Here is a 23,287-nt window from a genome sequence, read left to right as displayed (position 1 = left end):
ATTCCTGTTGAGGAAATGTAACATAACGCACAAATATAGATTTAAAATCTTGTTGATATACAATCAGCAAGAACAAGAATTGAATAATAGATTCCCAAAAATCGAGGGTGAGCATGATTAAGAAGATCGGTGTTTTGACCAGTGGTGGTGACGCTCCAGGTATGAACGCAGCAGTTCGCGGCGTTGTTCGTACTGCGTTATCAGTTGGCATTGAAGTTTACGGTATTTACGATGGCTACCAAGGCCTTGTTGAAGACCGTATCGAAAAGCTTGACCGTTCAAGCGTATCTGACGTAATCAACCGTGGTGGTACCTTCTTAGGTTCTGCACGTTTCCCTGAATTCAAAGATGTTGCTGTTCGTGAGAAAGGCATCGAGAACCTTAAGAAACACGGCATCGAAGCACTTGTTGTTATCGGTGGTGACGGTTCTTACATGGGTGCTAAGAAGCTAACTGAGATGGGTTACCCATGTATCGGTCTTCCAGGCACAATCGATAACGATATCGCGGGTACTGACTACACAATCGGTTACCTGACTGCGCTTAACACAGTTATCGACTCAATCGACCGTCTACGTGACACGTCTTCTTCTCACCAACGTATTTCTATTGTTGAAATCATGGGCCGTCACTGTGGTGACCTTACGCTTATGTCAGCAATCGCGGGTGGTTGTGAGTACATCATTACTCCAGAGACTGGCCTAGATAAAGACCAGCTTATCGGCAACATCCAAGATGGCATTGCTAAAGGTAAGAAGCACGCAATCATCGCTCTAACAGAGCTTATGATGGACGCGAACGAGCTTGCGAAAGAGATCGAAACAGCAACGGGTCGTGAGACTCGTGCAACGGTTCTTGGTCACATTCAACGTGGTGGTCGTCCTACTGCATTTGACCGTGTACTGGCTTCTCGCATGGGTAACTACGCTGTTCACCTTCTTCAAGAAGGTCACGGTGGTCGTTGTGTTGGTATCGAGAAAGAAGAACTTGTTCACCACGACATCATCGATTGTATCGAGAACATGCAGAACCCAGACCGTTCTGAGCTGTTCCGCGTTGCAGAAGAGTTGTTCTAAGCCGCGTTTAGTGTTCGCTTAAAGAATTTAAAAACCGCTGATTTTTCAGCGGTTTTTTTGTGCCTGACGTTCTTTTGATTCATTGTAAAATCCCCTCCTAGCCTCCCCTTAATTTAGGTTCATAGAGCCCTTTAGCTTTATTTGGAAAGGGGAGGAACAGTTCCGTAGTTGTTGGAACAGATAGCGCCTACAACAAATTTTATCTATCAGGGTAAGCTTTCCAATTAGCGATTCATGGAACATTTATTGTTTCAGTTAGCCAAGAAATCTCAGTGAATAAAGAAAGTTCTCCCCCTTTATCCTAGATCGGTAGGGTAATCGAGAATGTTAAAATAAGGGGGAGTTAGAGGGGGATGTATACATGAAATTTTATTTGGGGATTGAATTTATGATCTTCACCAAAACTTCCTCAAGGTTCTGATTAACCTCATTATTGGTAAAGCGAAGCATCTTGATTCCAAGCTTGTTTAAGTCTCGTGTGCGCTGATGATCGTAAGCCTGTGCTTGTTCTGAGAAGTGGCTATTACCATCTATCTCAATGGCGAGCTTTAGTTCGCAGCAGAAGAAATCTACGATGTATTTTCCAATACTATGTTGTCTTCTAAATTTTACGCCAAGCTGCTTTCTTCTTATATAAAACCATAGTTTGCGTTCTGGTTGAGGCATGTTGCTTCGGAGTATTTTGCGAAATGTATTGAGCTGAGGTTGTGTGTAAATCTTCATAACGCAGTCCAATGATAAAAGTGTTATTAAGTTACGAAGAGTTGGTGGTAAAAGAGAGTCAGAAGAGGGTGGTGTTCGAGCGAGATCAAAAAAGGCCAACCTAAGTTGACCTTTCATTCAATTTAAACGGTGAAGTTTAAATTAAGCTTTTGCTTCAGCTGCTGCTTTAGCGATAGCTGCGAAGCTTTTCGCGTCAAGAGCTGCGCCGCCAACTAGAGCACCGTCGATGTCTGGTTGTGCGAAGTAAGCTGCTGCGTTGTCTGGCTTAACAGAACCGCCGTATTGGATAACAACTTTCTTAGCAACTTCTTCAGATTTCTCTGCGATGTGTGCACGGATTTGAGCGTGGATGCGTTGTGCATCTTCAGCTGTAGCTGCTTTACCAGTACCGATAGCCCAGATTGGTTCGTAAGCGATGATAGCGCCTTCAAGAGCTTCAACACCTTGAGTGTTGATCACAGCGTCAAGTTGACGAGCACATACTGCAACAGTTTCGCCTGCTTCGTTTTGTGCTTCAGATTCACCGATACAAAGAACTGGAGTTAGGCCGTTCTCTTTTAGGAATGCGAATTTCTTAGCTACGAACTCGTCTGATTCGTTGTGGTATTCACGACGCTCAGAGTGACCGATGATGATGTGAGATGCGCCGAACTCTTTAAGCATTGCTGGAGACATGTCGCCAGTGAATGCACCGCTGTTGTTTAGGTCAGAGTTTTGAGCACCTAGGATGATCGCGCTGCCCGCTTCAGTAAGCGTACGCTCTGCAAGATCAACGAAAAGTGCTGGTGGAGCAACTGCTACGTCTACGCCTGTTACGCCTTCAAGTTCAGCGTTAAGACCGTTTAGTAGATCAACAACCATTTCTTTGCTGCCGTTTAGTTTCCAGTTACCCATAACTACAGGATGACGCATAGGAATATCTCCAAAGTATTTAAATAAATCGAATGTAAAAAAGTAAACTTTATTACGAAATAATATAACAGATTAATATCAACAGATCATGACTGTGGTCATGACTTTCTTGGATCTTACTCAATGGTCAGAGTAGATTTTGAGCATATATCAGTGATCCGGCAGACAGAATAATAGCTAACTTCTCGGATTTTTCATCGTTAGTTGGTATTAAGGGACAAACGATTGCGTTAACAATAGGAAGTAATAATGCCGAATCTAGTTCTAGAGTACTCAAATTCAGTGGACGAGCGAGTGAATATCCAAGGTTTACTAGAAGATCTTCATAAAGTTGCATTAAACTGTGGCTTGTTTGATGTGCCTTCTGTGAAGTCGCGTTCACTGCGTTGTCATAACTGGCTAGTCGGTGATGAAGAAGACAGTGTGGATTTTATTCACATTAGCTTCGAGTTACTTTCAGGGCGTACCGAAGAACAGAAAAGAGAACTGTCGCGTTCGTTAATGCAAACCTTACAAGAACAGGCGAGCCATATCCGCAGCCTAACGGTGAACATAAGAGATATGGACAAAAGTTGCTTTCAGAAAGTGATTAACTGATTTTTTTAATAAAAGTGATTAACTTAATAAAAGTGATTAACGAGCAATTTGCTGCTAACTTTTTTGGTAGCGTATTAATTTTTGAGTATTTTTAGATGTCGATGAAAGATTTACTGCTCTCTTTCAAAGGGAGAATTGGTCGTAAGACTTACTGGATGTGGAACATTTTCTACTACATTGCGATTACTGGTTTTGCTTCCGGTATCTCGGTTTTGTTCCCAGCATACTCTTACATTCTATTGCCAATCTTCCTACTGATGCTGGTTGTCCCAGATCTTGCGGTAACCGCCAAGCGTTGGCACGACCGTAACAAATCGAACTACTGGTTACTGTTGAACGTGCCGCTGGTACTTGGTCGTTTGGCTTCACCAATGGCAGCAACGACAACAGAGTCGGTATCGCCAATTCATATGGTGGCAACCGTTGCAGCATTAGTGTGTGGTTTATGGATTCTGATTGAATGTGGCTTGATGAAAGGCACTGAAGGTCGCAATGATTACGGCGAAGACCCGGTGTAATCGCGGAATGATGAATGAACAAAAGGGAGCATTGCGCTCCCTTTTTTGTTTTATAACAGTCTGATTGTCATCTGTATCTTCTGTTAACTTATATTCGCTTTAATACATTTTCGGCTCTGTATTGGGTCTAAAAGGCACCACATTTTCTGGCAGAGTTTCTTCAAAACCACAGCGGCCTTCGAGCGCGTCTTGGAACTTACAGACCTGACAGCGCAACTCCTGCATAAGCACGACATTGGCATGGTGCGGATTTTTACAACGGCTAACCACTAAGTCGATGTGGCTTTGCTGAGCGCGAAGTCTGTCTTGCATGGTTTCAGAAGCCGAACAAATCATCTGTTCGCACATCTCGTGTTTGAATTGATTGAATGCTTTAGGATCGCTTTTCGCAAGTTGGACAAGTTCATCAAAGGGTGGCAGTTTTTGATTGGGTTGTGGATGTGCCATCATTCCTTCCTTAGCATTAAGCATGTTTCATATGCCTTAAGCTTAAGAAAGAATTCTGTACAAATTTTGTTCTATTAACGTTTTCTCAATATTGAGACGAGATCGGTGGCTTAGCGTTCGGCTTTAGCTGCTTGGGATTACGATAAAGGCGTGGGTGTTAACGTGTAAGTGCAACGTCGCTCGCCAGCAATAATGTGCTCAGTGCGGCTTACGTGGCATTCGTCTTTGAGCAGTTCTGTGAAAACATTGAGCTCTGACTGGCATAGGCTAGGGCAACGAGTCGCTGCTTTGCAGATAGGGCAGTGGTTTTCGATCAAGATGTAATGATCATCATGCTCTTGAAGCTCTGCCATGTACCCCTCTTCTTCACGAAGTTGAGTGAGCTTTTCAAGCTTACTGATTAGGTCATTGCAGCCAGACAGGGCAGATTGATATTGCTTGAGGGTGTGCTGTTCACGTTCGGCAGCAACCTTAGCGAGTCCTTCTTTGCCAAACAGGTTCTCGACTGCATCAATGACTTGAATCGTCAGTTCACCGTGTCGGTCTGAAAACTGACCGTGGCCGTGTTGAGTGAGGGACCAATGACGAGTCGGGCGACCAACTTTCACTTTCACATCATGAAACGCAAGAATACCGTCATCTTCCAGGCTTTGCAGATGCTGCCTTGCACCCATTGTCGTCATGCCAAATTCTTCTGACAGTTGTTTCGCAGTTACTGCGCCTTGACGCTTAATGGTCTGTAAGATTTTGTCGCTTGTTTTCATACTATCCCTACCTCATGAACCTTACTATTATGAGGCAAGGTGTTTATAAAGCAAACCATTTACTATATTGACCGTAATTTACGCTTTGGGCAGAAAGCAGGGCGCGATTGTCTTGGGCCAATAAAACAAAAGGCCGATACCAAGTATCAGCCTTTGTCTGTTCTGTTTAACCTAGTTTAGGTTTACAGGATGTGACCCACTACTTCTGGATCTTTACGCTCTAGGTAGTGGATTGATTTGATGCGGCGAATCGTACGGCAGCGGCCACGGATAAGTAGCGTTTCTGTTGTCGCGATATTGCCTTGACGAGAAATGCCTTCTAGCAAGTCACCCTTAGTGATGCCTGTTGCTGAGAATACAACGTTGTCGCTGCGAGCCATGTCTTCCATTTTCAACACGATACCAGCCGTTACACCCATTTCGGCACAACGCTCTAGTTCAAGTTCACCGTGTTTACGGTTCTCTTCTGTGTCGCCTTTTACTTCGTGACGAGGAAGAAGACGACCGTGCATGTCACCGTCAAGTGCGCGAATAACCGCAGCAGAAACCACACCTTCAGGTGCGCCGCCGATGCAGTACATGACGTCTACTTCGCTGTCAGGCATACAGGTTAGGATAGAAGCTGCAACATCACCGTCTGGCACTGCGAATACACGAACGCCCATAGCTTGCATGTCGGCGATAACTTTATCGTGACGTGGCTTAGCCAGTGTCGTTACAACTAATGTATCCAGTGTTTTGCCCAGAGCCTTAGCAATGTTTTCTAGGTTTTCTTTCAGTGGCAGTTCTAGGTCGATAACGCCTTTGGCACCCGGGCCTACAACTAACTTTTCCATGTACATATCAGGCGCTTTAAGGAAGCTGCCTTTTTCGCCCGCAGCCAATACAGCCAATGCATTTGATTGACCCATTGCTGTCATGCGTGTCCCTTCAATTGGGTCAACGGCGATGTCGACAGCATCGCCGCCTACACCTACGTTTTCGCCGATGTATAGCATAGGTGCATCATCGATTTCACCTTCGCCAATAACAATCTCACCGCTGATTTCGGTTTTGTTAAGTAGGCTACGCATTACTTCTACAGCAGCGCCATCTGCAGCGTTTTTGTCGCCACGGCCAAGCCACTTGTAACCAGCTAGTGCTGCACCTTCTGTGACACGAGAGAATGACATTGCTAAATCGCGTTTCATGCGGACTCCAAAATTTTCAAAGGGGGAATAGAAATTTCGCGGCGGATTTTACCATATCCAAAAGGAAACGTTTGCCTTTTTGTTTTTTGGGGATTGCTCTCGATCAATTTGCAGTGGAAAACCGCTAATATTCATCAAAATAATTGGTTTGCCGTTGTGGCAGTAATCATTCACGTCAATATTCGGTAAAAAGCGCTGTTTTTTTCATCGAATGGCGCAAAATATCGAATATATTGAGTGTTTATCCTTGCTCTGCTGAGTAGAATGGGGAAATAAGTGGAGTGAACCTTCACCATCAAATGGATAACTTAAAGGTAGGCCAGAATGTCTTTTGAAGTACTAGAGCAGCTAGAAGCAAAAATTCAAACAGCAGTAGATACAATTGCACTTCTTCAAATGGAAGTGGAAGAGCTTAAAGAAGAGAAACAAGCACTAGCAACTGAAGCTGGTGAGCTTAAAGCAAGCCGTCACGAGCTAGAGCAAAAAACTCAGCAGATGCAAGAAGAGCATTCAGCATGGCAAGATCGCATCCGTAACCTTCTTGGTAAAATGGATGAAGTAGAGTAATTGACTCTTCAGATTTAAAAAACGCCCGCTACTCAGTAGCGGGCGTTTTTGTTTGTTCTTAATTTTGGAAAGGGTAGCTTGGAGTTAACAGGGTTTATTCAGCCTCTTCTTCAACATCCAAATCAAGCTCAACATCCAAAGGCTCTGCTGAAAGAATAATGCCGGTGTTATCAGCGTAGAGGTAATCTTCCGGTAAGAAGGTCACGCTGCCAAAGTTCACTGGTACGTCTATCTCACCAACACCTTCTTGGCTCGCACCAACAGGAATAGAAGCTAGGGCTTGGATGCCTAGGTTCATGTCTTCAAGTTCATCGACTTCGCGAACGCAGCCATAAACCACAATCCCTTCCCACTCATTGTCTTCGGCAAGTAAGGCCATCTCAGCGTCGATCAGCGCTTTACGCAGTGAGCCGCCGCCATCGATTAACAACACACGCCCTAGACCATCTTGCTCTAATACCGAGCGAATCAAAGCGTTGTCTTCAAAGCACTTTAATGTCGTGATCTGTCCTGCGAAGGATGCACGTCCACCGAAGTTGCTGAACATTGGCTCCACGACATCAACTTGATCCAAATATATGTCGCACAGTGCTGAAGTGTTGTATTCCATTAGTATACCTTTTGAACAATGAGCTTACTTTGAGTATATCGGTGCTTGATCCCTTTGCAATGATTAGTCTCAATTAACTCAATAGAGTTTGAGCTACGACAACCCCTGCAAACAATAGGTTAGTGACCAATGAGCATTTCACAATCACAGGCATCATTGGCGCGATTTGTGCTGGTTTCTCTGTTTCCCAAACCGCCTTGCCATGCTTGTAGACAATAACAATGCTCAGTAAAAACGGCAGGCTGATCCAGACCGGCTTTTCTTGAATCAGTAGGTAAATAGCAAAAGAGACAAGGGCTAAACCAAGCAGCGCAAAGTGGTAGTGTTTGGCTTTGCGTTGACCAAGGCGAACTGCCATGGTGCGTTTGCCACATTCGCTGTCGTTTTCGATGTCGCGCATGTTGTTGATATTGAGTACCGCAACCGCCATCAAGCCACAGCCCAATGCAGGAAGGAACAGGCTTGGTTCAACATGACCAGTGTGTAAGAAGTAAGTCCCTGACACGCCTAACAAACCAAAGAAGATAAATACCGATAAGTCGCCAAGACCAATGTAGCCATAAGGCTTATTACCCACGGTGTAAGCAATGGCTGCGACAATCGCTAATACGCCTAATGCAATGAAAGATAAGATACTTTCAATTGAGGTCAGCGCATGAAAAATCAGAATCAGTCCAGCAATCATGGTAAACACGATGTTGAGGATGATGGCTTGCTTCATGGTTTTAGCGGTGACCGCGCCAGACTGCATCGCACGTGTTGGACCAAGGCGATTTTCGTTGTCTGTGCCTTTAACTGCATCACCGTAGTCATTGGCTAGGTTCGACAGAATTTGTAATAGGGTGGCGGTTAAAAAAGCCAGTAGTGCTATCGATAAAGAAAACTGATCGCTGGCGAACGCTAAACTACTTCCTGTAAGAATAGAGACGAGTGCGAGAGGCAGAGTTTTCGGTCGTGCGGCATCAAGCCAAATCAGTAGAGATTGTTTCATCGTAGGTCTATTTCGTTGTAAGTCTTCGTTTCATACTGTGATTTGAGTATACGCCCATTTTTCGGGTAATAAAAAGCCCACTCGAAAGTGGGCCTTGAATTCGCTTATTAGCTGCTATTTCTTTGAGTTAGAGCAATAAGTTGGAGTTTCGTGTGCTACAGGATAAAGCGGCTTAGGTCTTCGTCTTCAACGAACTCACCAAGCTTCGCTGTTACGTAAGCTTCATCAATCACTAGCTTGCTGCCAGCCTTGTCTGTTGCGTCGAATGAAATCTCATCCATCAGGCGCTCCATTACTGTGTGTAGACGACGTGCACCGATGTTTTCAGTGGTTTCGTTCACGCGCCATGCAGCGTCAGCAATCTGGTTGATGCCATCTTCAGTGAACTCAATGCTCACATCTTCTGTTTTCATTAGGGCAATGTATTGCTCTGTTAGAGATGCTTTTGGTTCAGTTAGGATGCGTTTGAAGTCATTCGCTGAAAGCGCTTCAAGTTCTACACGAATTGGCAGACGACCTTGTAGCTCAGGGATCAGGTCAGATGGCTTAGCCACTTGGAATGCACCTGATGTGATAAACAAGATGTGGTCAGTTTTCACCATGCCGTGCTTAGTTGATACTGTGCTGCCTTCGATAAGAGGCAGTAGGTCACGTTGAACACCTTCACGAGACACGTCTGGGCCTGAGCTGTCGCCACGCTTACAGATTTTGTCGATCTCATCGATGAATACAATACCGTTGTTTTCAGCGTTGAAGATCGCGTTCTCTTTTAGCTCTTCTTGGTTCACAAGCTTCGAAGCTTCTTCTTCAGTCAGTGCTTTGAATGCGTCTTTGATTTTCATCTTACGCTTTTTCTTGGTGTCGCCCGCTAGGTTTTGGAACATGCCTTGCAGCTGGTTGGTCATCTCTTCCATGCCAGGAGGTGACATGATTTCAACGCCCATTTGCGGTGCCGCTACATCAACTTCGATCTCTTTGTCGTCTAGCTTACCTTCGCGCAGTTTCTTGCGGAAAATCTGACGAGTGTTTGAAGAGGTAGCATCTTCGTTTGATTGCTCGTTCTGACCCCAAGCATCACGTGCTGGTGGCAGTAGGGCATCAAGAATGCGTTCTTCAGCTTGTTCTTCAGCGCGGTACTGTACTTTTTCCATCGCTTGCTGGTGCGTCATCTTGATCGCAACGTCCGTTAGGTCACGGATGATGGTTTCAACTTCTTTACCCACGTAGCCCACTTCGGTGAACTTAGTCGCTTCTACCTTGATGAACGGCGCGTTTGCTAGTTTCGCTAGGCGGCGAGCAATTTCTGTTTTACCAACACCTGTTGGACCGATCATCAGGATGTTCTTTGGTGATACTTCAACACGCAGGCTCTCTTCAAGCTGCATACGACGCCAGCGGTTACGCAGTGCGATAGCCACTGAACGCTTAGCGTTGTCTTGGCCGATAATGTGGCGATTGAGTTCGTGAACGATTTCGCGAGGAGTCATCTCAGACATGGTTTTTCCTTAATTCTTTAATCACTGTTGATACACGTTTTGGGTAGAAGCGTTTGTTACTCTGGCTTTGGCAGCTCAACAGTGCTTTCTAATTCTTCAACAGTGTGGTGATGGTTGGTGAACACACAGATATCGCCAGCAATATTCAGCGACTTCTCTGCGATTTCACGCGCATCTAAATCAGTATTTTCTAGTAACGCGATAGCAGCGGCTTGTGCATAGTTACCACCCGAACCGATAGCAATCAGGTCGTTCTCTGGTTGAACTACGTCACCGTTACCCGTAATGATCAGTGAAGCGGTTTCATCCGCTACCGCAAGCAGTGCTTCTAATTTACGTAGAGCACGGTCGCTACGCCAATCCTTCGCCAGCTCAACGGCAGCTTTGGTCAGGTGGCCTTGGTGCATTTGTAGCTTGCTTTCAAATTTTTCGAATAGCGTGAAAGCATCAGCGGTACCGCCAGCAAAACCAGCCAGTACTTTGTTGTTGTATAGGCGACGTACTTTGCGGGCATTGCCCTTCATTACAGTATTGCCTAGAGATACTTGTCCATCACCCGCGATGACGACTTTATTATTACGACGTACAGATACTATGGTAGTCACGAGTAGGGCCTCTTAATATTCTTATCTTTGGGTATAAAAAGTATATGAGGATGGCACTCGGATAATTCAAGGAAGGGCGAGTGATGTCGCGCAACTTATGAGTGGAAGTTGTAAGGAAATCTGGCGAAAGGGACCAAATAAAAGAAAACCTCCACAATGGGAGGCTTTCGGTGTTTGCTGCGACTCTAGCGGCTACACAACCGCATTATCGCTTACTCACTACTCGGTATCTTTCCAAATAGCACAAGGTTCGATTTTTGCGCGCTGTAGCTTGTGGCGATCTCGCTCGGCATCACGCTTCAACTTGTATGGCCCTAGAACCACGCGATACCAACTACTGCCGTCTTTCTTGCGGATTTCACTCGAGATACCTTGGAAGGCAATATCCAGTTTACGTGCTTCTGCCTGTGCTGATGTTTTGTAAGCACCACACTGCATGATGTAAGGGATCTTAGAGATCTCTTGCTCTTTGGCTTTTACTTCAATCTCGCGGCTCGGCAGCGTTTCAACGTAGTCCCACTTCTCTTCTGGAGGTGGCGGAATCACTTTCGCTGGTTTTGGCTTAGGCTTCGGTTTGCTCACGACTGGAGCCGGCGCTGGTGGCTCTGGGTCATTACTCAATAAGTAAAGTCCGTAACCAAATCCGCCAACAAGGAGGATCGCCAAAAGACCACTACGCCATGGTTTACGGCGAGGGGCTTGCTTCTTGGTCGGTCTCTTCGTGCCACGACCGCGCTTTACATAATCTCTATTAGCCACAAGACAATTCAGTAGTTGGTAATTCTGCTCTCATGGTAATCCAGATTGCGCGAGGATAATAGTGCAGAAATGGAAGCGGCACATCAAAATGTGCCGCAGATTTATATCGGTATTTCTAAGGCTTACATTCGAGGTGGCGCAGTACTGCCACGAACCACTAATTTGGCTTCTAGTAGACGCGAACCTGCTTGCACATCGTTGCCTTTCAGTAGATCAAGCATCATCAACATCGCTTGGCGTCCAATCTCGTAACGAGGTTGAGAAATGGTGGTTAGCGGTGGATCGCAGTATTGAGCGAATTGAATGTCATCGAAGCCAACAATTGATAGGTCTTGAGGAACTCGTAAACCTAACTTTTTCGCTTCTTGAATCGCACCAATGGCCATCGCATCGTTGTGACAGAAGATAGCGGTTGGTTGTTCAGGCAGTGCCAGTAATTGACGAACCGCTTGAGCACCCGCTTCAAAAGTGAAGTCGCCAACTGTGCTGTAGGCTGGGTTCATTGCCACACCTGCACGACGCAGTGCTTGTTGGTAACCTTGTTGGCGGAACTTACACAGGGTTGCTGATACAGGGCCAGAGATTTGAGCGATACGTTTATGGCCTAACTGAGCTAGGTAGTTCACGGCTTCAAATGCAGAGGTCAGGTTATCGATGTGTACCGTAGGGAGTTCAAGCTCAGGAGCGAACTCACACGCCATTACCATCGGCGGTAAGTTCTTTTGTTCAGGTTTGCTGACATCAAACGGGTGGTCAGTGCCAAGCAATAACATGCCGTCAGCTTGTTTCGTGAAGACAAGGTTAACAAAGGAAGATTCACGCTTCTTTTGCTGACCGCTGTCACCCAGTAGAACAAGGTAGTCATTTTCTACTGCGGCATCTTCGATACCACGAATGATCTCGGCGAAATATGGGTCACAGATATCAGGAACGATAGTGATGATGGTTTTTGATTCGTTGCGACGTAAGTTTCTAGCTAATGTGTTGGGTGAGTATCCAGCTTCAAGTACTGCTGTCTCCACTCGCTTACGAGTTGAAACTGAGACTTTCTCAGGGTTCATCAATGCACGTGATACAGTGGCTGTTGAGACGCCTGCTAGCTGGGCAACATCCTTCATTGTCGCCATAAATTAAACCCTCTTTTAAGTTCCTTTGTCGCCTAAGTATCTAAGGCGTGAATAATAAATGTAATCGGATAGATATTGTGAAAGTGTTGCTAACACTTTTTTTATTGCAATATTTTATTCGTTTAATCCGTGTAAAGTTACGGCTAGATTAACAAAAATCACATGACTAGTGTGAAGTTGCTCACGAGAAATATGAAATATTTGTGAACAAACTTATCATTAGTTTTAACCCGCGTGGGTTTAGCTTAAATCTTGTGGCTCGATATCGAGTGACCAACGGACTTTTTTCGCAGCGGGTAACATATTGATTGCCGGTTTCGCGCTCATTAATAGCTTCTGCATTAATGAACGAGTCTGGGTTTGCAAGATCAGTTGCCAACGAGATTTGCCAGCTCGTTTGGCTAATGGTGCAGGAGTTGGCCCCAACACCATGCAATATTGGTCGAACAGTGGATGTGATTCCAATGTATGACGAACCTGACGTAAGAACTCTTCCACTAAGCGCGTGTCGTTTGCTTCTGCTCTGAACAGCGTCATGAATGTATAAGGAGGCAACATCGCTTGTTTACGTTCTGCTAAAGCCGTCTGAGCAAAGTGGTTGTAGTCTTTGTGTAGCAGCGCCTGCAGTAATCCATGTTCTGGATGATGCGTTTGTAATATCACTTCACCGGGTTTGCTTGCACGACCTGCACGACCAGCGACTTGGATAAACAACTGAGCAAGGCGTTCAGACGCTCGGAAATCACTGCTATATAAAGAGCCATCGACATCCAATAACGCTACAAGTGTTACGTCAGGGAAGTGGTGACCCTTAGCCAGCATCTGTGTACCAATCAGGATTTGGTATTCGCCCTTACGAATCGACTCTAGTGCGCTTTCTAAGCTGCCTTTACGGCGGGTACTGTCGCGGTCAATGCGTATGGTTTTGTATTCAGGGAATAGCTGACCAAGCTGCGCTTCAAGTTGTTCGGTACCCACACCTACTGTCACCAAATTAGCAGAACCACAGCCTTGGCAGTTGTGCACGGTATGCTGCTGTGAACCACAGTGGTGGCAACGCATTTCATTACTGTATTGGTGATAGGTGTAGTAGGCATCACAGCGCTTACATTCGGCTGTCCAACCACAGTCGTGACACATCAATGCCGGAGAGAACCCACGGCGGTTGAGGAACAACATCACTTGGTTGCCTGCTTTCAGGTGTCGTTGCATCTCGGCAATTAATGATGCCGATAAACCACTTTCCAGATATTCGCCTTTCACATCCAACACTTTGTTGGTGGTCGGCAGTGCGACACCTGCGCGCGAGGTGAGGGTTAGGTAGCTGTATTTACCGATCTGAGCGTTGTGTAGCGTTTCAAAAGCGGGTGTTGCTGAACCTAACACAACTGGAATCTGTGCTTTATGAGCACGCATGATTGCGACATCACGAGCGTGGTAGCGCAGGCTATCTTGTTGTTTATAAGAGGCATCGTGCTCTTCATCAACAATGATGATTCCTAAATCCGCAAACGGTGTGAACAGAGCGGAACGGGTACCAATCACAATGCCCGCTATTTTATCGCGCGCCGATAACCACGCATTCAGCCGCTCTGAATCGTTTAAACCAGAGTGGATAACCTCAACAGGCACATTAAAGCGTCGCTTAAAGCGATTAATGGTTTGTGGTGTGAGGCCGATTTCTGGCACCAAGACCAATGCCTGTTTACCCTTATCGAGTATCGGCTTGATCATATTCAGATAGACCTCTGTCTTACCTGAGCCTGTCACACCTTCTAGTAAGAAACAGCCGAAATCAGTCTGGCTATTGACGGTCGCGATCGCGATAGCTTGTTCTGCATTGAGCTTGGGTTTGTCTTGGTCGCTCTCAAGATCTTCAGGCCAAGGTTGGCGCTTCGGCTTTTTCTCTACCGATTCAATCCAGCCTTTTTCCTCTAACGTCTTAAGTACCGCGCTACCTACTTCTTCATCAATGAATTCTTGATGAGGAACGGGGCCGTGCTCAAGCATGTGCATTACTTTGGCTTGCTTAACGGCGCGACCAAAGCCTTGCATCAGTTGATCTCGCCCTGATGGTGTTAACTGCCATTCGACCAGTGTCGCGAAGTCTGCCGCTTTACCCTTGCGTAACGCACTCGGTAGGGCATTGGCAAAGGTTTCACCAAGCGGGTATTGATAGAACTGACTGCACCACGTTAACAGTGAGTAGACAGATTCCGGCCAAACCGGTTGGTTATCCAATAGCGCTTTAATAGGCTTGAGCTTGTCTAGCTCGAATTCGGATTCGTTAACCAGAGCCGTAACTATTCCGGTTAAGGTTTGTCGTCCAAAAGGCACAGAGACTCGTCCACCAATAATCGGAAATAGGTGGTTTGGAATCTTGTAATCGAACTGCTTGTCGAGTGGAACAGGCAGTGCCACACGGGCAATCATTGGACGCATAAAGGGACGGCTTTATCTGAGTTGACGAGAGCGAACAGTCTAAAGGATAAGGCGGTTAAATTCGAGGAGCAGTTTGAATGAGAGAGGGCAAGCTAACACATGAAGGCAGCTATCATCCCCAAATTTCAATCAACACTTCTGCTTAAAAAGGAAATAAAGACACAATTGGTGAAAAATGTATCAAATCAGTTGATCCTGCCTTATAGATTCATTACTATACTGCGCCTTAAAGGTATGGCTTCGTCACTCTTTTGTGCGAATGCGGTGTCTTTATTTCTTTTTTAAACTACGTGTGGTGTGCGGCTTAGAATCGTATAGCGACACGGCCTACTTGAGGTTATCCCATGAAAGCTGGAATCCACCCAGAATACAAAGCAGTTACTGCTACTTGTTCTTGCGGCAACACATTTGAGTTCAACTCAACGCTAGCAAAAGAATCAATCCACCTAGACGTATGTGACAAATGTCACCCGTTCTACACTGGTAAGCAACGTATCGTAGATACTGGCGGCCGTGTTGATCGTTTCAACAAGCGTTTCGGTGCTCTTTCTAGCAAGAAGTAATTCTCGCTATTTAGACATAAAAAGGACACTTCGGTGTCCTTTTTTGTTGCCTGCAATTTGTAAAATCACTGACTTCCATTCAAGCATCCATCTCTCCTAACGATAAGTTGCCTCTTTATTCTATTGCAGGGCAATTCCTTGCTTATCATTCGTCACCAAAATTCCGCATGAAAGTTCAACAAGCGATAGTAATTTCAACTGCTCACTGGTCTTATTAGTAGTGAAATCTCGTTTTTTAATGAGACAGAGGCTTCAACCACCTAGGAACTTTGAAGTACATCCATTAACATGAACAAGATCCCCCAAATAATAATATCCTAGGAACCTACACCTATGTCTGAAGACAGCAGCCAAGCTCAATCCTCTCAAGAATTATCGCCTCAAGAACAATTCCGTCAGCAAGCTCTTGATTATCATGAGTTCCCGATTCCTGGCAAAATTGCCGTAGAACTGACGAAGCCTGCAAACTCTGCAGAAGACCTAGCACTTGCATACAGCCCAGGCGTGGCTGAGCCTGTTCGCGAGATCGCACAGAACGTTGATAACGTCTATAAGTACACAGGTAAGGGCAACATGGTTGCTGTTATCTCTAACGGTACTGCGATTCTTGGCCTAGGTAACCTTGGTCCTATTGCTTCTAAACCAGTAATGGAAGGCAAAGCGCTACTGTTTAAGCGTTTTGCTGGTTTAGATTCTATCGATATTGAAGTAAAACACCGCACAATCGATGAGTTCGTTGATACAGTTGCGAACATTGCAGATACATTCGGCGGTATTAACCTAGAAGATATCAAAGCACCAGACTGTTTTGAGATTGAACGTCGCCTGATTGAGCGTTGTGATGTACCAGTATTCCACGATGACCAACACGGTACTGCGATTGTAACAGCAGCAGGTATGCTTAACGCGATCGAGCTTCAAGGTAAGAAGCTAGAAGAGTGTAAGATCGTTTGTTTAGGTGCTGGCGCAGCAGCGGTTGCGTGTATGGAGCTACTGATTAAGTGTGGCGCTCAGCGTGAGAAGATCTACATGCTTGACCGTAAAGGTGTGATCCACACTCGTCGTGACGACTTAAACGAATACAAAGAGCTGTTCGCAAACAACACCGACAAGCGCACGCTTGAAGATGTTATCGAAGGCGCAGACCTATTCTTGGGTGTATCTGGTCCTAACCTGCTTCCAGCAGAAGCACTAACGCTGATGGCTGATAAGCCAGTTGTGTTTGCATGTTCAAACCCAGATCCAGAGATCAAACCTGAGCTTGCTCACGAAGTTCGTTCTGACCTTATCATGGGTACAGGCCGCAGTGATTACCCTAACCAGGTAAACAACGTACTTTGTTTCCCATTCATTTTCCGTGGTGCACTAGACGTGCGTGCAAGCGAAATCAATGACGAAATGAAGCTAGCAGCGGTGAAAGCGATTCGTGAACTGGCGAAAGAAGAAGTTCCGGCTGAAGTGCTGGCAGCGGCGGGTGAAACTGCACTGGAATTCGGTAAGGGCTACATCATTCCTAAGCCAATGGACCCACGTCTACTTCCTCGCGTAGCGAAAGCAGTAGCAGAAGCGGCTGTTGAATCTGGCGTTGCTCGTATCGAGATGCCTGCTAACTATATGGCATAGAGACTGGATGGCGTAGTCGCTTGTTATAGCGGTTGCTCCATAGAGCACAAATAATAAAAAACCGACTCATCTGGAGTCGGTTTTTTTATGTCTCTTATTCACAGAACACTGATAAGACGAATCAGTAATGTGAACATTCAGCTAAAGCGAATCAATATTGAAGGCAGTGACTGAGTTATTGTTATTCTTCGTCAAACGCTTCGAACTCGATGCCCATCTCTGTCATCAGTTTTTTCACTTCAGCAGGAATATCATCTGGGCGGTCTTTACGAAGGTCTTCATCTGTTGGCAGTGGTTGGCCTGTGTACGCATGTAGAAAAGCTTCACACAGTAGCTCACTGTTTGTTGCATGGCGCAGGTTGTTGATCTGGCGGCGAGTACGCTCGTCAGTAAGCACCTTTAGCACTTTTAAAGGGATAGAAACTGTAATCTTCTTTACTTGTTCGCTTTTCTTTCCATGCTCAGCATATGGGCTTATGTATTCACCATTCCAGTCGGCCATTGCGTACCTTCATCACTTTAGTTGTTAGATTAAATTAATAGTGGTGATTTTAGCGGGATTTACCGCCATAAGCAAAGACATATAGACGTCTAGAAGTGTTGACGTCTCACGTTTATGAAAGTAAAGTGAATAACATATATCTAACACAGCAGCAAAATGCCGACAAGCAGCTGTGACTCTCAGACGCAAAACTTGTAAGGAAGCACCTATGAGCAGCCGGAAGCCAGCAACAATCGCAGTACGTACTGGTATCGAGTCAGACACGCAACACCATGCCGTTGTCCCACCTATTTATCTTTCGACTAACTATGGGTTTCCCGCTTTTGGTGAAGTGCCAAAGTACGATTACACCCGTTCAGGTAACCCAAACCGCGGTTTATTAGAAACGGCACTGTTTGAGCTTGAATCGGGCAAAGGCGCGGTGGTCACTAACTGTGGTACCTCGGCGCTAAACTTATGGGTTTCTGCTTTCTTAGGCGGTGATGATCTTATTATCGCACCACACGACTGCTACGGCGGTACTTACCGTCTGTTTAACACTCGCTCACTCAAAGGTGACTTCAAAGTTCTGTTCGTTGATCAATCGGATCAAGCAGCACTGGATGCGGCGATCGCGCTTAAGCCAAAGTTGATCTTAATTGAAACACCATCGAATCCTTTGGTTCGTGTGGTTGATATTGCAGAAACTTGTCGTAAAGCGAAAGAGGTTGGTGCTCTGGTTGCTGTCGACAACACGTTTTTGACTCCTGTGTTCCAAAAGCCTTTAGAGCTGGGTGCGGATTTTGTTATTCATTCAACCACTAAATACATCAACGGACACTCGGACGTTATTGGTGGCGTTGTCGTCACGAAAACTGAAGAGCACGCTGAAGAACTAGCATGGTGGGGTAACTGTATTGGTGCGACCGGCACACCATTTGATAGCTACATGACTCTACGTGGTATTCGTACGCTAGGTGCGCGTATGCGAGTTCACGAAGAAAGCTCACGTGAAATATTGGCGTCTCTGCAGCAGCAAGATCTCGTCGGCACTATTTATCACCCAAGCCTTCCTGAACATCCGGGTCATGATATCGCGAAGAAGCAGCAGTCTGGCTTTGGTTCAATGCTGAGCTTTGAGTTTGCAGGTTCATTCGAGGCGCTTAAATACTTTGTTGATAAGTTAGAGCTATTCTCTTTGGCGGAATCACTAGGTGGTGTTGAAAGCTTAATCTGCCACCCTGCGTCGATGACTCACCGTGCGATGGGCGAAGAAGCACTGGCAGAAGCCGGCGTTTCTCAACAGTTACTGCGTCTTTCTGTTGGCCTTGAAGATGCTGAAGACTTGATTGATGACCTTAAGCAAGCGTTTGAAAAAACACAAGGCTTTATTGCTGAAGGGGAGGGTTAATAATGGCAACCTTTCGCCAGCTACATAAATTTGGTGGTAGCAGCTTAGCGAATCCTGAGTGTTACCAGCGCGTGGTCAACATTCTTAGAGAATACTCATCAGCCACTGACTTGGTCGTGGTATCGGCAGCGGGGAAAACAACGAACCGCTTGATTGAGTTTGTTGAAGCACTCGACAAAGATGGTCGTATCGCCCATGAATGTCTGCAGGCACTTCGTCAGTTCCAACTTGAGCTGATTGAAGCGCTGCTTGAAGGTGAGTCTGCGGCTCAGCTAACGGCTACCATTCAACAAGAATTTACCGCTTTGGGTGAGCTAACAGCTCCTCTAAGCGAAGCGCAAAAAGCACAAGTACTAGGACATGGTGAGGTTTGGTCTTCACGTCTTTTAGCCGCTTTGTTGTGCCAACATGATTTACAAGCGGTAGCTCAAGATGCACGTGCCTTTTTGCGTGCAGAAGTAGGTGCTCAACCTGAAGTTGACCGCGCACGTTCTTATCCTCTGATTAAAGAAGCCTTGGCGCAGCATGCACATTGCCGTGTCGTGATTACTGGCTTTATGGCTCAAAACACTGAAGGTGAAACGGTTCTACTCGGCCGTAACGGTTCGGATTACTCAGCTACCGTGATTGGTGCTTTGGCTGAGGTTGAACGCGTAACAATTTGGAGTGATGTTGCTGGTGTATACAGCGCTGACCCTCGTTTGGTTTCGGATGCGTGTCTATTGCCTCTGCTTCGCCTTGATGAGGCGAGTGAGTTAGCTCGTTTAGCTGCTCCTGTGCTTCACAGCCGAACGCTACAGCCTGTGGCTCAAAGTGCTATGGACTTAAGCTTACGCTGCAGCTATCAGCCAGAGGCGGGCTCTACACAGATAGAGCGTGTTCTGGCATCGGGTCGTGGCGCAAAAATCATTACCTCTTTGGATGAAGTGCTTATCGTGCAGTTGACGTTTGGTCACGGACATGACTTCGACCGTCTAGAGAGTGAAGTGCTTGAAGGGCTTAAGCGTGCTCAACTCGAGCCGCTTGCTTATGAGCTTGAACCGGATCAGCACTGTTTGCGTCTTGCTTACACAGAAGAGATCGCTGGTGGTGCTTTAGAATATCTACAAGATCACGCGATTGAAGCTGAGATTAAGCTTAAAGAAGGTTTCTCTTTGATTGCTGCCGTGGGTGCTGGCGTGACTAAGAATCCGAACCACTGTTACGGTTTCTACCAACAACTTAAGAGCTCACCGGTTGAATTCATCTCAGAAGCTAACTCTGGCTTGAGCTTAGTGGCAGTGATTCGCAAGAGTGAAACATCAAGCCTAGTGAAAGGCATTCACTCTCAACTATTCCAAGCGCAGAAGCGTGTTGCGATTGCTTTATGTGGTAAGGGCAACATTGGTTCAAGCTGGTTGAGCCTGTTTGCTGAGCAAAAAGCGGAACTTGAAAAGCGTCGTGGAATGAACTTTGAATTGGTTGCGGTGGTTGATAGCCAAACCTATTGGTTCGATGACCAAGGTATTGATGCGACTTCGGTAGGTAAGCGCTTTGACGACGAAGCGATTGCCAACAACGGTAACGACTGGTTAGAGCGTTTGGGCTCTATTCAAGGTTATGACGAAGCAGTGGTTCTCGATGTGACTGCGAGTCCAGTGCTTGCGGAAAAATATCTGCAAATCGCACAACAAGGTATTCACCTGATCTCGGCGAACAAGGTGGCAGGCTCTGCATCAAGCGAGTATTACCATCAGGTGCAAGATGCCTTTGCGAAGATCAGCCGTCATTGGTTGTACAACGCGACCGTTGGTGCAGGTTTGCCGATTAACCACACGGTACGTGACTTGCGTGAAAGTGGCGATGACATCATTGCGTTGTCTGGCATTTTCTCGGGCACGCTGTCTTGGTTGTTCCAACAGTTTGATGGCACCGTGCCGTTCAGCGAGTTGGTTGACTTAGCATGGCAACAAGGCCTGACTGAACCAGACCCGCGCGCTGACCTTGATGGTTCAGACGTAATGCGTAAGCTGGTGATTCTGGCTCGTGAATCGGGCTTAGACATTGAGCCTGAAAACGTAAAAGTAGAATCCTTGGTACCTGAAGAGTTGCAAGAACTGTCAGTAGATGACTTCTTTGATAAGGCTTCTGTGTTGAGCGAAGAGTTGGCTGAGCGTTTAGAGAAAGCGCACTCTCAACAGAAGGTTCTGCGTTACGTAGCGCGTTTAGAGAAGAATGGTAAGGCAACCGTAGGCGTAGAAGCTCTATCTAAAGAACACGCCCTAGCGAACTTGCTGCCTTGCGATAACATCTTTGCGATTGAGAGCAAATGGTACAAAGATAATCCATTGGTGATTCGTGGCCCGGGTGCAGGTCGTGAAGTAACGGCAGGTGCAATTCAATCAGACCTAAACAGAATGTCTAGTCTGTTCTGATACTCAGTTCGGTTGGTTTAATACTCAGATCAATTGTTTTAGTACGTAAATAGCATACTATTCACTAAGATAAATAAGGCTGAAAGCACGATGTGTTTTTCAGCCTTTTTTCTACATTATTTCTGCTTTGCGAGCCATCTAACTACTTGAGTTTTACTCACGATCTACTTGAAAAAAATTCATAATGGATCTGTTGACATTAAATCGTATTCAATACATTCTACAGACATATAGACGTCTAAACGTCGTTTAAGGATTTGAGATTTTAGTGGTCACTTTTGCCACAGGGAGAGTAAGATGGGATACACACACGCTAGTCATATCGACGCTTTAAATCAGAATATCGCTGAGCTTTCTGACAACATCAATGTGTCATTTGAGTTTTTTCCACCAAGCAGTGAGAAGATGGAAGAGACCCTGTGGAATTCTGTTCACCGTCTTAAAACACTTCAACCAAAATTTGTATCAGTAACCTACGGTGCAAACTCGGGTGAACGTGATCGTACCCACTCAATCATTAAAGAAATCAAAAACCAAACAGGTCTAGTAGCAGCGCCACACCTAACGTGTATTGATGCTAGCCGCGAAGAACTGATTCAAATTGCCGACGATTACTGGGCGAATGGTATCGAGAGCATTGTTGCTCTGCGTGGTGATATTCCAGCAGGCGGCGGCGCGCCAGAGATGTACGCATCTGACCTAGTTGAGCTGCTTAAATCTCGTCACGACTTTGATATTTCAGTAGCGGCATTTCCTGAAGTTCACCCTGAAGCAAAAAGCGCTCAATCGGATCTTATTAACCTAAAACGTAAAGTGGATGCCGGTGCTAACCGTGCTATCACTCAGTTTTTCTTTGATGTAGAGAGCTACCTACGCTTTCGTGACCGTTGTGTGGCGGCGGGTGTTGATGTTGAGATTGTACCGGGTATCTTGCCAGTTTCTAACTTCAAGCAAGCGTCTCGCTTTGCTGCGATGAACAACGTAAAAGTACCAGGCTGGATGGCGAAGCAGTTTGAAGGTTTGGATGATGATCCAACGACTCGTCAGCTTGTTGGTGCTAGCCAAGCAATTGATATGGTTCGTACACTGAGCCGCGAAGGCGTGAAAGACTTCCACTTCTATACACTAAACCGTGCAGAAATGACTTACGCACTTTGCCACACGTTAGGTGTTCGTCCGCAAGTCGCTGCGCTTTAAGCAAAGTCTAGAAGTAAAGCCTAAGCACTTGTAAAAAGCTTCTGGCTGTAAAATTTCAAATCCTATAGATACAAAAAAGGCTTGGACTCTAAGAGTTCAAGCCTTTTGCTTTTCTAGCTTCTAGCTTCTAGCTTCTAGCTTCTAGCTTCTAGCTTCTAGCTTAACTTAAGCAAGAGCACCAAGTTCAAGCAGTACTTCTTCAGCCCATACAATCCATGCTTCACGGATAAGTAGGTTACGACGAAGAGTAAGACGCTCAAGGCGTGCTTGCTTGTCTAGAGTTGATGGCGTTGCGTAGTAAGCCGCTTCGATTTCACGGTAGTGAGAAACCAGTTTGCGAGACTCTTCTACTAGCTCAGCAAGTTGTACACGGTAAGCGTCAGAAGGTTGTACAGCGCAAGCCATTAGCTTAGCTGAGAACTCGTCACGAACGGTTGGGTGTGCAGTTGGTTGTTCAAACCATTCACCTAGCGCGCCACGGCCAGCATCAGTGATAGAGTAAACTTTACGATCAGGTTTGCCTTCTTGAGGCTCAAGCACGCAAGTTACCTGGTCGTTCTGAGCCATTTTATTTAGCTCGCGGTAAACTTGTTGATGGCTAGCTTTCCAGAAGTAACCAATGCTTGCGGAGAATTCTTTTGTGATATCGTAACCAGTAGCATCGCGTGTACTTAAAACGGTTAGAATTACGTGTGGTAATGACATGTCTGAAATCCAAATGGTAAACAGTAAACAAATACTTAAACAACAAGTGTGCTTCTAATGGCACGTTAT

General features: G+C 45.8%; 23 protein-coding genes. 9 read left to right on the top strand and 14 right to left on the bottom strand.

Annotation, left to right across the window (positions count from 1 at the left end):
- Positions 1–113: 113 nt before the first annotated feature.
- Complete coding sequence (gene pfkA, locus L1D37_RS14240) at positions 114–1,076, top strand: 6-phosphofructokinase (protein WP_176680547.1); 963 nt, start codon at positions 114–116, stop codon at positions 1,074–1,076.
- A 369-nt stretch (positions 1,077–1,445) separates the two neighbouring features.
- Here pfkA and L1D37_RS14235 read toward each other — a convergent pair whose 3' ends face one another.
- Both L1D37_RS14235 and tpiA read right to left on the bottom strand, forming a co-directional pair.
- Positions 1,446–1,799: an endonuclease domain-containing protein gene (locus tag L1D37_RS14235; protein WP_239848297.1), complete on the bottom strand. Its 354-nt coding sequence runs from the start codon at positions 1,797–1,799 to the stop codon at positions 1,446–1,448.
- A 141-nt stretch (positions 1,800–1,940) separates the two neighbouring features.
- Positions 1,941–2,711, bottom strand: coding sequence for a triose-phosphate isomerase (gene tpiA / locus L1D37_RS14230; protein WP_086715832.1), 771 nt, complete (start codon positions 2,709–2,711; stop codon positions 1,941–1,943).
- A 249-nt stretch (positions 2,712–2,960) separates the two neighbouring features.
- Between tpiA and L1D37_RS14225 the strand changes: the two genes are divergently transcribed.
- Together L1D37_RS14225 and L1D37_RS14220 are read left to right on the top strand one after the other, a co-directional pair.
- Entirely contained in the window at positions 2,961–3,308 is a 348-nt protein-coding gene (locus L1D37_RS14225) for a 5-carboxymethyl-2-hydroxymuconate isomerase (protein WP_176680545.1), read from the top strand.
- Between the two features lie 95 nt (positions 3,309–3,403).
- A complete protein-coding gene (locus tag L1D37_RS14220) occupies positions 3,404–3,826 on the top strand; it encodes a DUF805 domain-containing protein (RefSeq protein ID WP_239848296.1) in 423 nt (140 codons plus the stop codon).
- Positions 3,827–3,925: 99 nt separating this feature from the next.
- On the opposite strand, the gene L1D37_RS14215 is transcribed toward L1D37_RS14220, so the two are convergent.
- From L1D37_RS14215 to glpX, 3 genes are all read right to left on the bottom strand, one after another.
- On the bottom strand, positions 3,926–4,273 hold the full coding sequence (locus L1D37_RS14215) for a DUF3135 domain-containing protein (protein WP_017630915.1): 348 nt from the start codon (positions 4,271–4,273) through the stop codon (positions 3,926–3,928).
- A 137-nt stretch (positions 4,274–4,410) separates the two neighbouring features.
- Positions 4,411–5,037 (bottom strand): metalloregulator ArsR/SmtB family transcription factor, encoded by a 627-nt coding sequence (locus tag L1D37_RS14210; RefSeq protein WP_239848295.1) that lies wholly within the window; start codon positions 5,035–5,037, stop codon positions 4,411–4,413.
- Positions 5,038–5,219: 182 nt separating this feature from the next.
- Entirely contained in the window at positions 5,220–6,227 is a 1,008-nt protein-coding gene (glpX, locus tag L1D37_RS14205) for a class II fructose-bisphosphatase (RefSeq protein ID WP_239848294.1), read from the bottom strand.
- A 324-nt stretch (positions 6,228–6,551) separates the two neighbouring features.
- Here glpX and zapB point away from each other — a divergent pair, with 324 nt between their 5' ends.
- Positions 6,552–6,794, top strand: a complete 243-nt coding sequence (zapB, locus tag L1D37_RS14200; RefSeq protein WP_008219652.1) for a cell division protein ZapB — start codon at positions 6,552–6,554, stop codon at positions 6,792–6,794.
- Positions 6,795–6,888: 94 nt separating this feature from the next.
- Here zapB and rraA read toward each other — a convergent pair whose 3' ends face one another.
- The 7 genes from rraA to priA all read right to left on the bottom strand — a co-directional run bounded on the left by rraA (position 6,889) and on the right by priA (position 14,824).
- The gene (gene rraA / locus L1D37_RS14195) at positions 6,889–7,404 is read right to left on the bottom strand and encodes a ribonuclease E activity regulator RraA (RefSeq protein WP_239848293.1); all 516 of its coding nucleotides are present in this window, start codon (positions 7,402–7,404) and stop codon (positions 6,889–6,891) included.
- A gap of 73 nt (positions 7,405–7,477) precedes the next feature.
- Positions 7,478–8,395, bottom strand: a complete 918-nt coding sequence (locus tag L1D37_RS14190; protein WP_239848292.1) for a 1,4-dihydroxy-2-naphthoate polyprenyltransferase — start codon at positions 8,393–8,395, stop codon at positions 7,478–7,480.
- 155 nt (positions 8,396–8,550) lie between these two features.
- Entirely contained in the window at positions 8,551–9,891 is a 1,341-nt protein-coding gene (gene hslU, locus L1D37_RS14185) for an HslU--HslV peptidase ATPase subunit (RefSeq protein ID WP_176680542.1), read from the bottom strand.
- Between the two features lie 56 nt (positions 9,892–9,947).
- The gene (hslV, locus tag L1D37_RS14180; protein WP_017630920.1) at positions 9,948–10,496 is read right to left on the bottom strand and encodes an ATP-dependent protease subunit HslV; all 549 of its coding nucleotides are present in this window, start codon (positions 10,494–10,496) and stop codon (positions 9,948–9,950) included.
- Between the two features lie 219 nt (positions 10,497–10,715).
- The gene (gene ftsN, locus L1D37_RS14175; protein ID WP_017630921.1) at positions 10,716–11,255 is read right to left on the bottom strand and encodes a cell division protein FtsN; all 540 of its coding nucleotides are present in this window, start codon (positions 11,253–11,255) and stop codon (positions 10,716–10,718) included.
- Between the two features lie 122 nt (positions 11,256–11,377).
- Positions 11,378–12,382 carry a DNA-binding transcriptional regulator CytR gene (gene cytR, locus L1D37_RS14170; protein ID WP_017630922.1) on the bottom strand — a complete coding sequence of 335 codons (1,005 nt, stop codon included), beginning with the start codon at positions 12,380–12,382 and terminating at the stop codon, positions 11,378–11,380.
- Between the two features lie 240 nt (positions 12,383–12,622).
- Positions 12,623–14,824 (bottom strand): primosomal protein N', encoded by a 2,202-nt coding sequence (priA, locus tag L1D37_RS14165; RefSeq protein ID WP_239848291.1) that lies wholly within the window; start codon positions 14,822–14,824, stop codon positions 12,623–12,625.
- 344 nt (positions 14,825–15,168) lie between these two features.
- On the opposite strand from priA, the gene rpmE reads away from it, so the two are divergent.
- Together rpmE and L1D37_RS14155 are read left to right on the top strand one after the other, a co-directional pair.
- Positions 15,169–15,387: a 50S ribosomal protein L31 gene (rpmE, locus tag L1D37_RS14160; RefSeq protein WP_004737142.1), complete on the top strand. Its 219-nt coding sequence runs from the start codon at positions 15,169–15,171 to the stop codon at positions 15,385–15,387.
- A 333-nt stretch (positions 15,388–15,720) separates the two neighbouring features.
- Positions 15,721–17,010, top strand: coding sequence for a malic enzyme-like NAD(P)-binding protein (locus tag L1D37_RS14155; RefSeq protein ID WP_048663011.1), 1,290 nt, complete (start codon positions 15,721–15,723; stop codon positions 17,008–17,010).
- A 181-nt stretch (positions 17,011–17,191) separates the two neighbouring features.
- Here L1D37_RS14155 and metJ read toward each other — a convergent pair whose 3' ends face one another.
- Positions 17,192–17,512, bottom strand: coding sequence for a met regulon transcriptional regulator MetJ (gene metJ / locus L1D37_RS14150; protein ID WP_004415993.1), 321 nt, complete (start codon positions 17,510–17,512; stop codon positions 17,192–17,194).
- A 208-nt stretch (positions 17,513–17,720) separates the two neighbouring features.
- Here metJ and L1D37_RS14145 point away from each other — a divergent pair, with 208 nt between their 5' ends.
- From L1D37_RS14145 to metF, 3 genes are all read left to right on the top strand, one after another.
- On the top strand, positions 17,721–18,902 hold the full coding sequence (locus tag L1D37_RS14145) for an O-succinylhomoserine (thiol)-lyase (RefSeq protein ID WP_017632080.1): 1,182 nt from the start codon (positions 17,721–17,723) through the stop codon (positions 18,900–18,902).
- 2 nt (positions 18,903–18,904) lie between these two features.
- Positions 18,905–21,316 (top strand): bifunctional aspartate kinase/homoserine dehydrogenase II, encoded by a 2,412-nt coding sequence (locus L1D37_RS14140; protein WP_239848290.1) that lies wholly within the window; start codon positions 18,905–18,907, stop codon positions 21,314–21,316.
- 297 nt (positions 21,317–21,613) lie between these two features.
- Entirely contained in the window at positions 21,614–22,513 is a 900-nt protein-coding gene (gene metF, locus L1D37_RS14135) for a methylenetetrahydrofolate reductase (protein ID WP_004729683.1), read from the top strand.
- Between the two features lie 165 nt (positions 22,514–22,678).
- Here the strand turns inward: metF and L1D37_RS14130 are convergent, their stop codons facing one another.
- Positions 22,679–23,218, bottom strand: coding sequence for a PadR family transcriptional regulator (locus L1D37_RS14130; protein ID WP_017061141.1), 540 nt, complete (start codon positions 23,216–23,218; stop codon positions 22,679–22,681).
- Between the last annotated feature and the right edge of the window lie 69 nt (positions 23,219–23,287).

This window comes from Vibrio sp. Isolate33 (assembly GCF_022397895.1).
Classification (GTDB): Bacteria; Pseudomonadota; Gammaproteobacteria; order Enterobacterales; family Vibrionaceae; genus Vibrio; species Vibrio pomeroyi.
The sequence above is the reverse complement of the archived record's forward strand: the minus strand, read 5'-3'. Positions and strand labels throughout refer to the sequence as shown.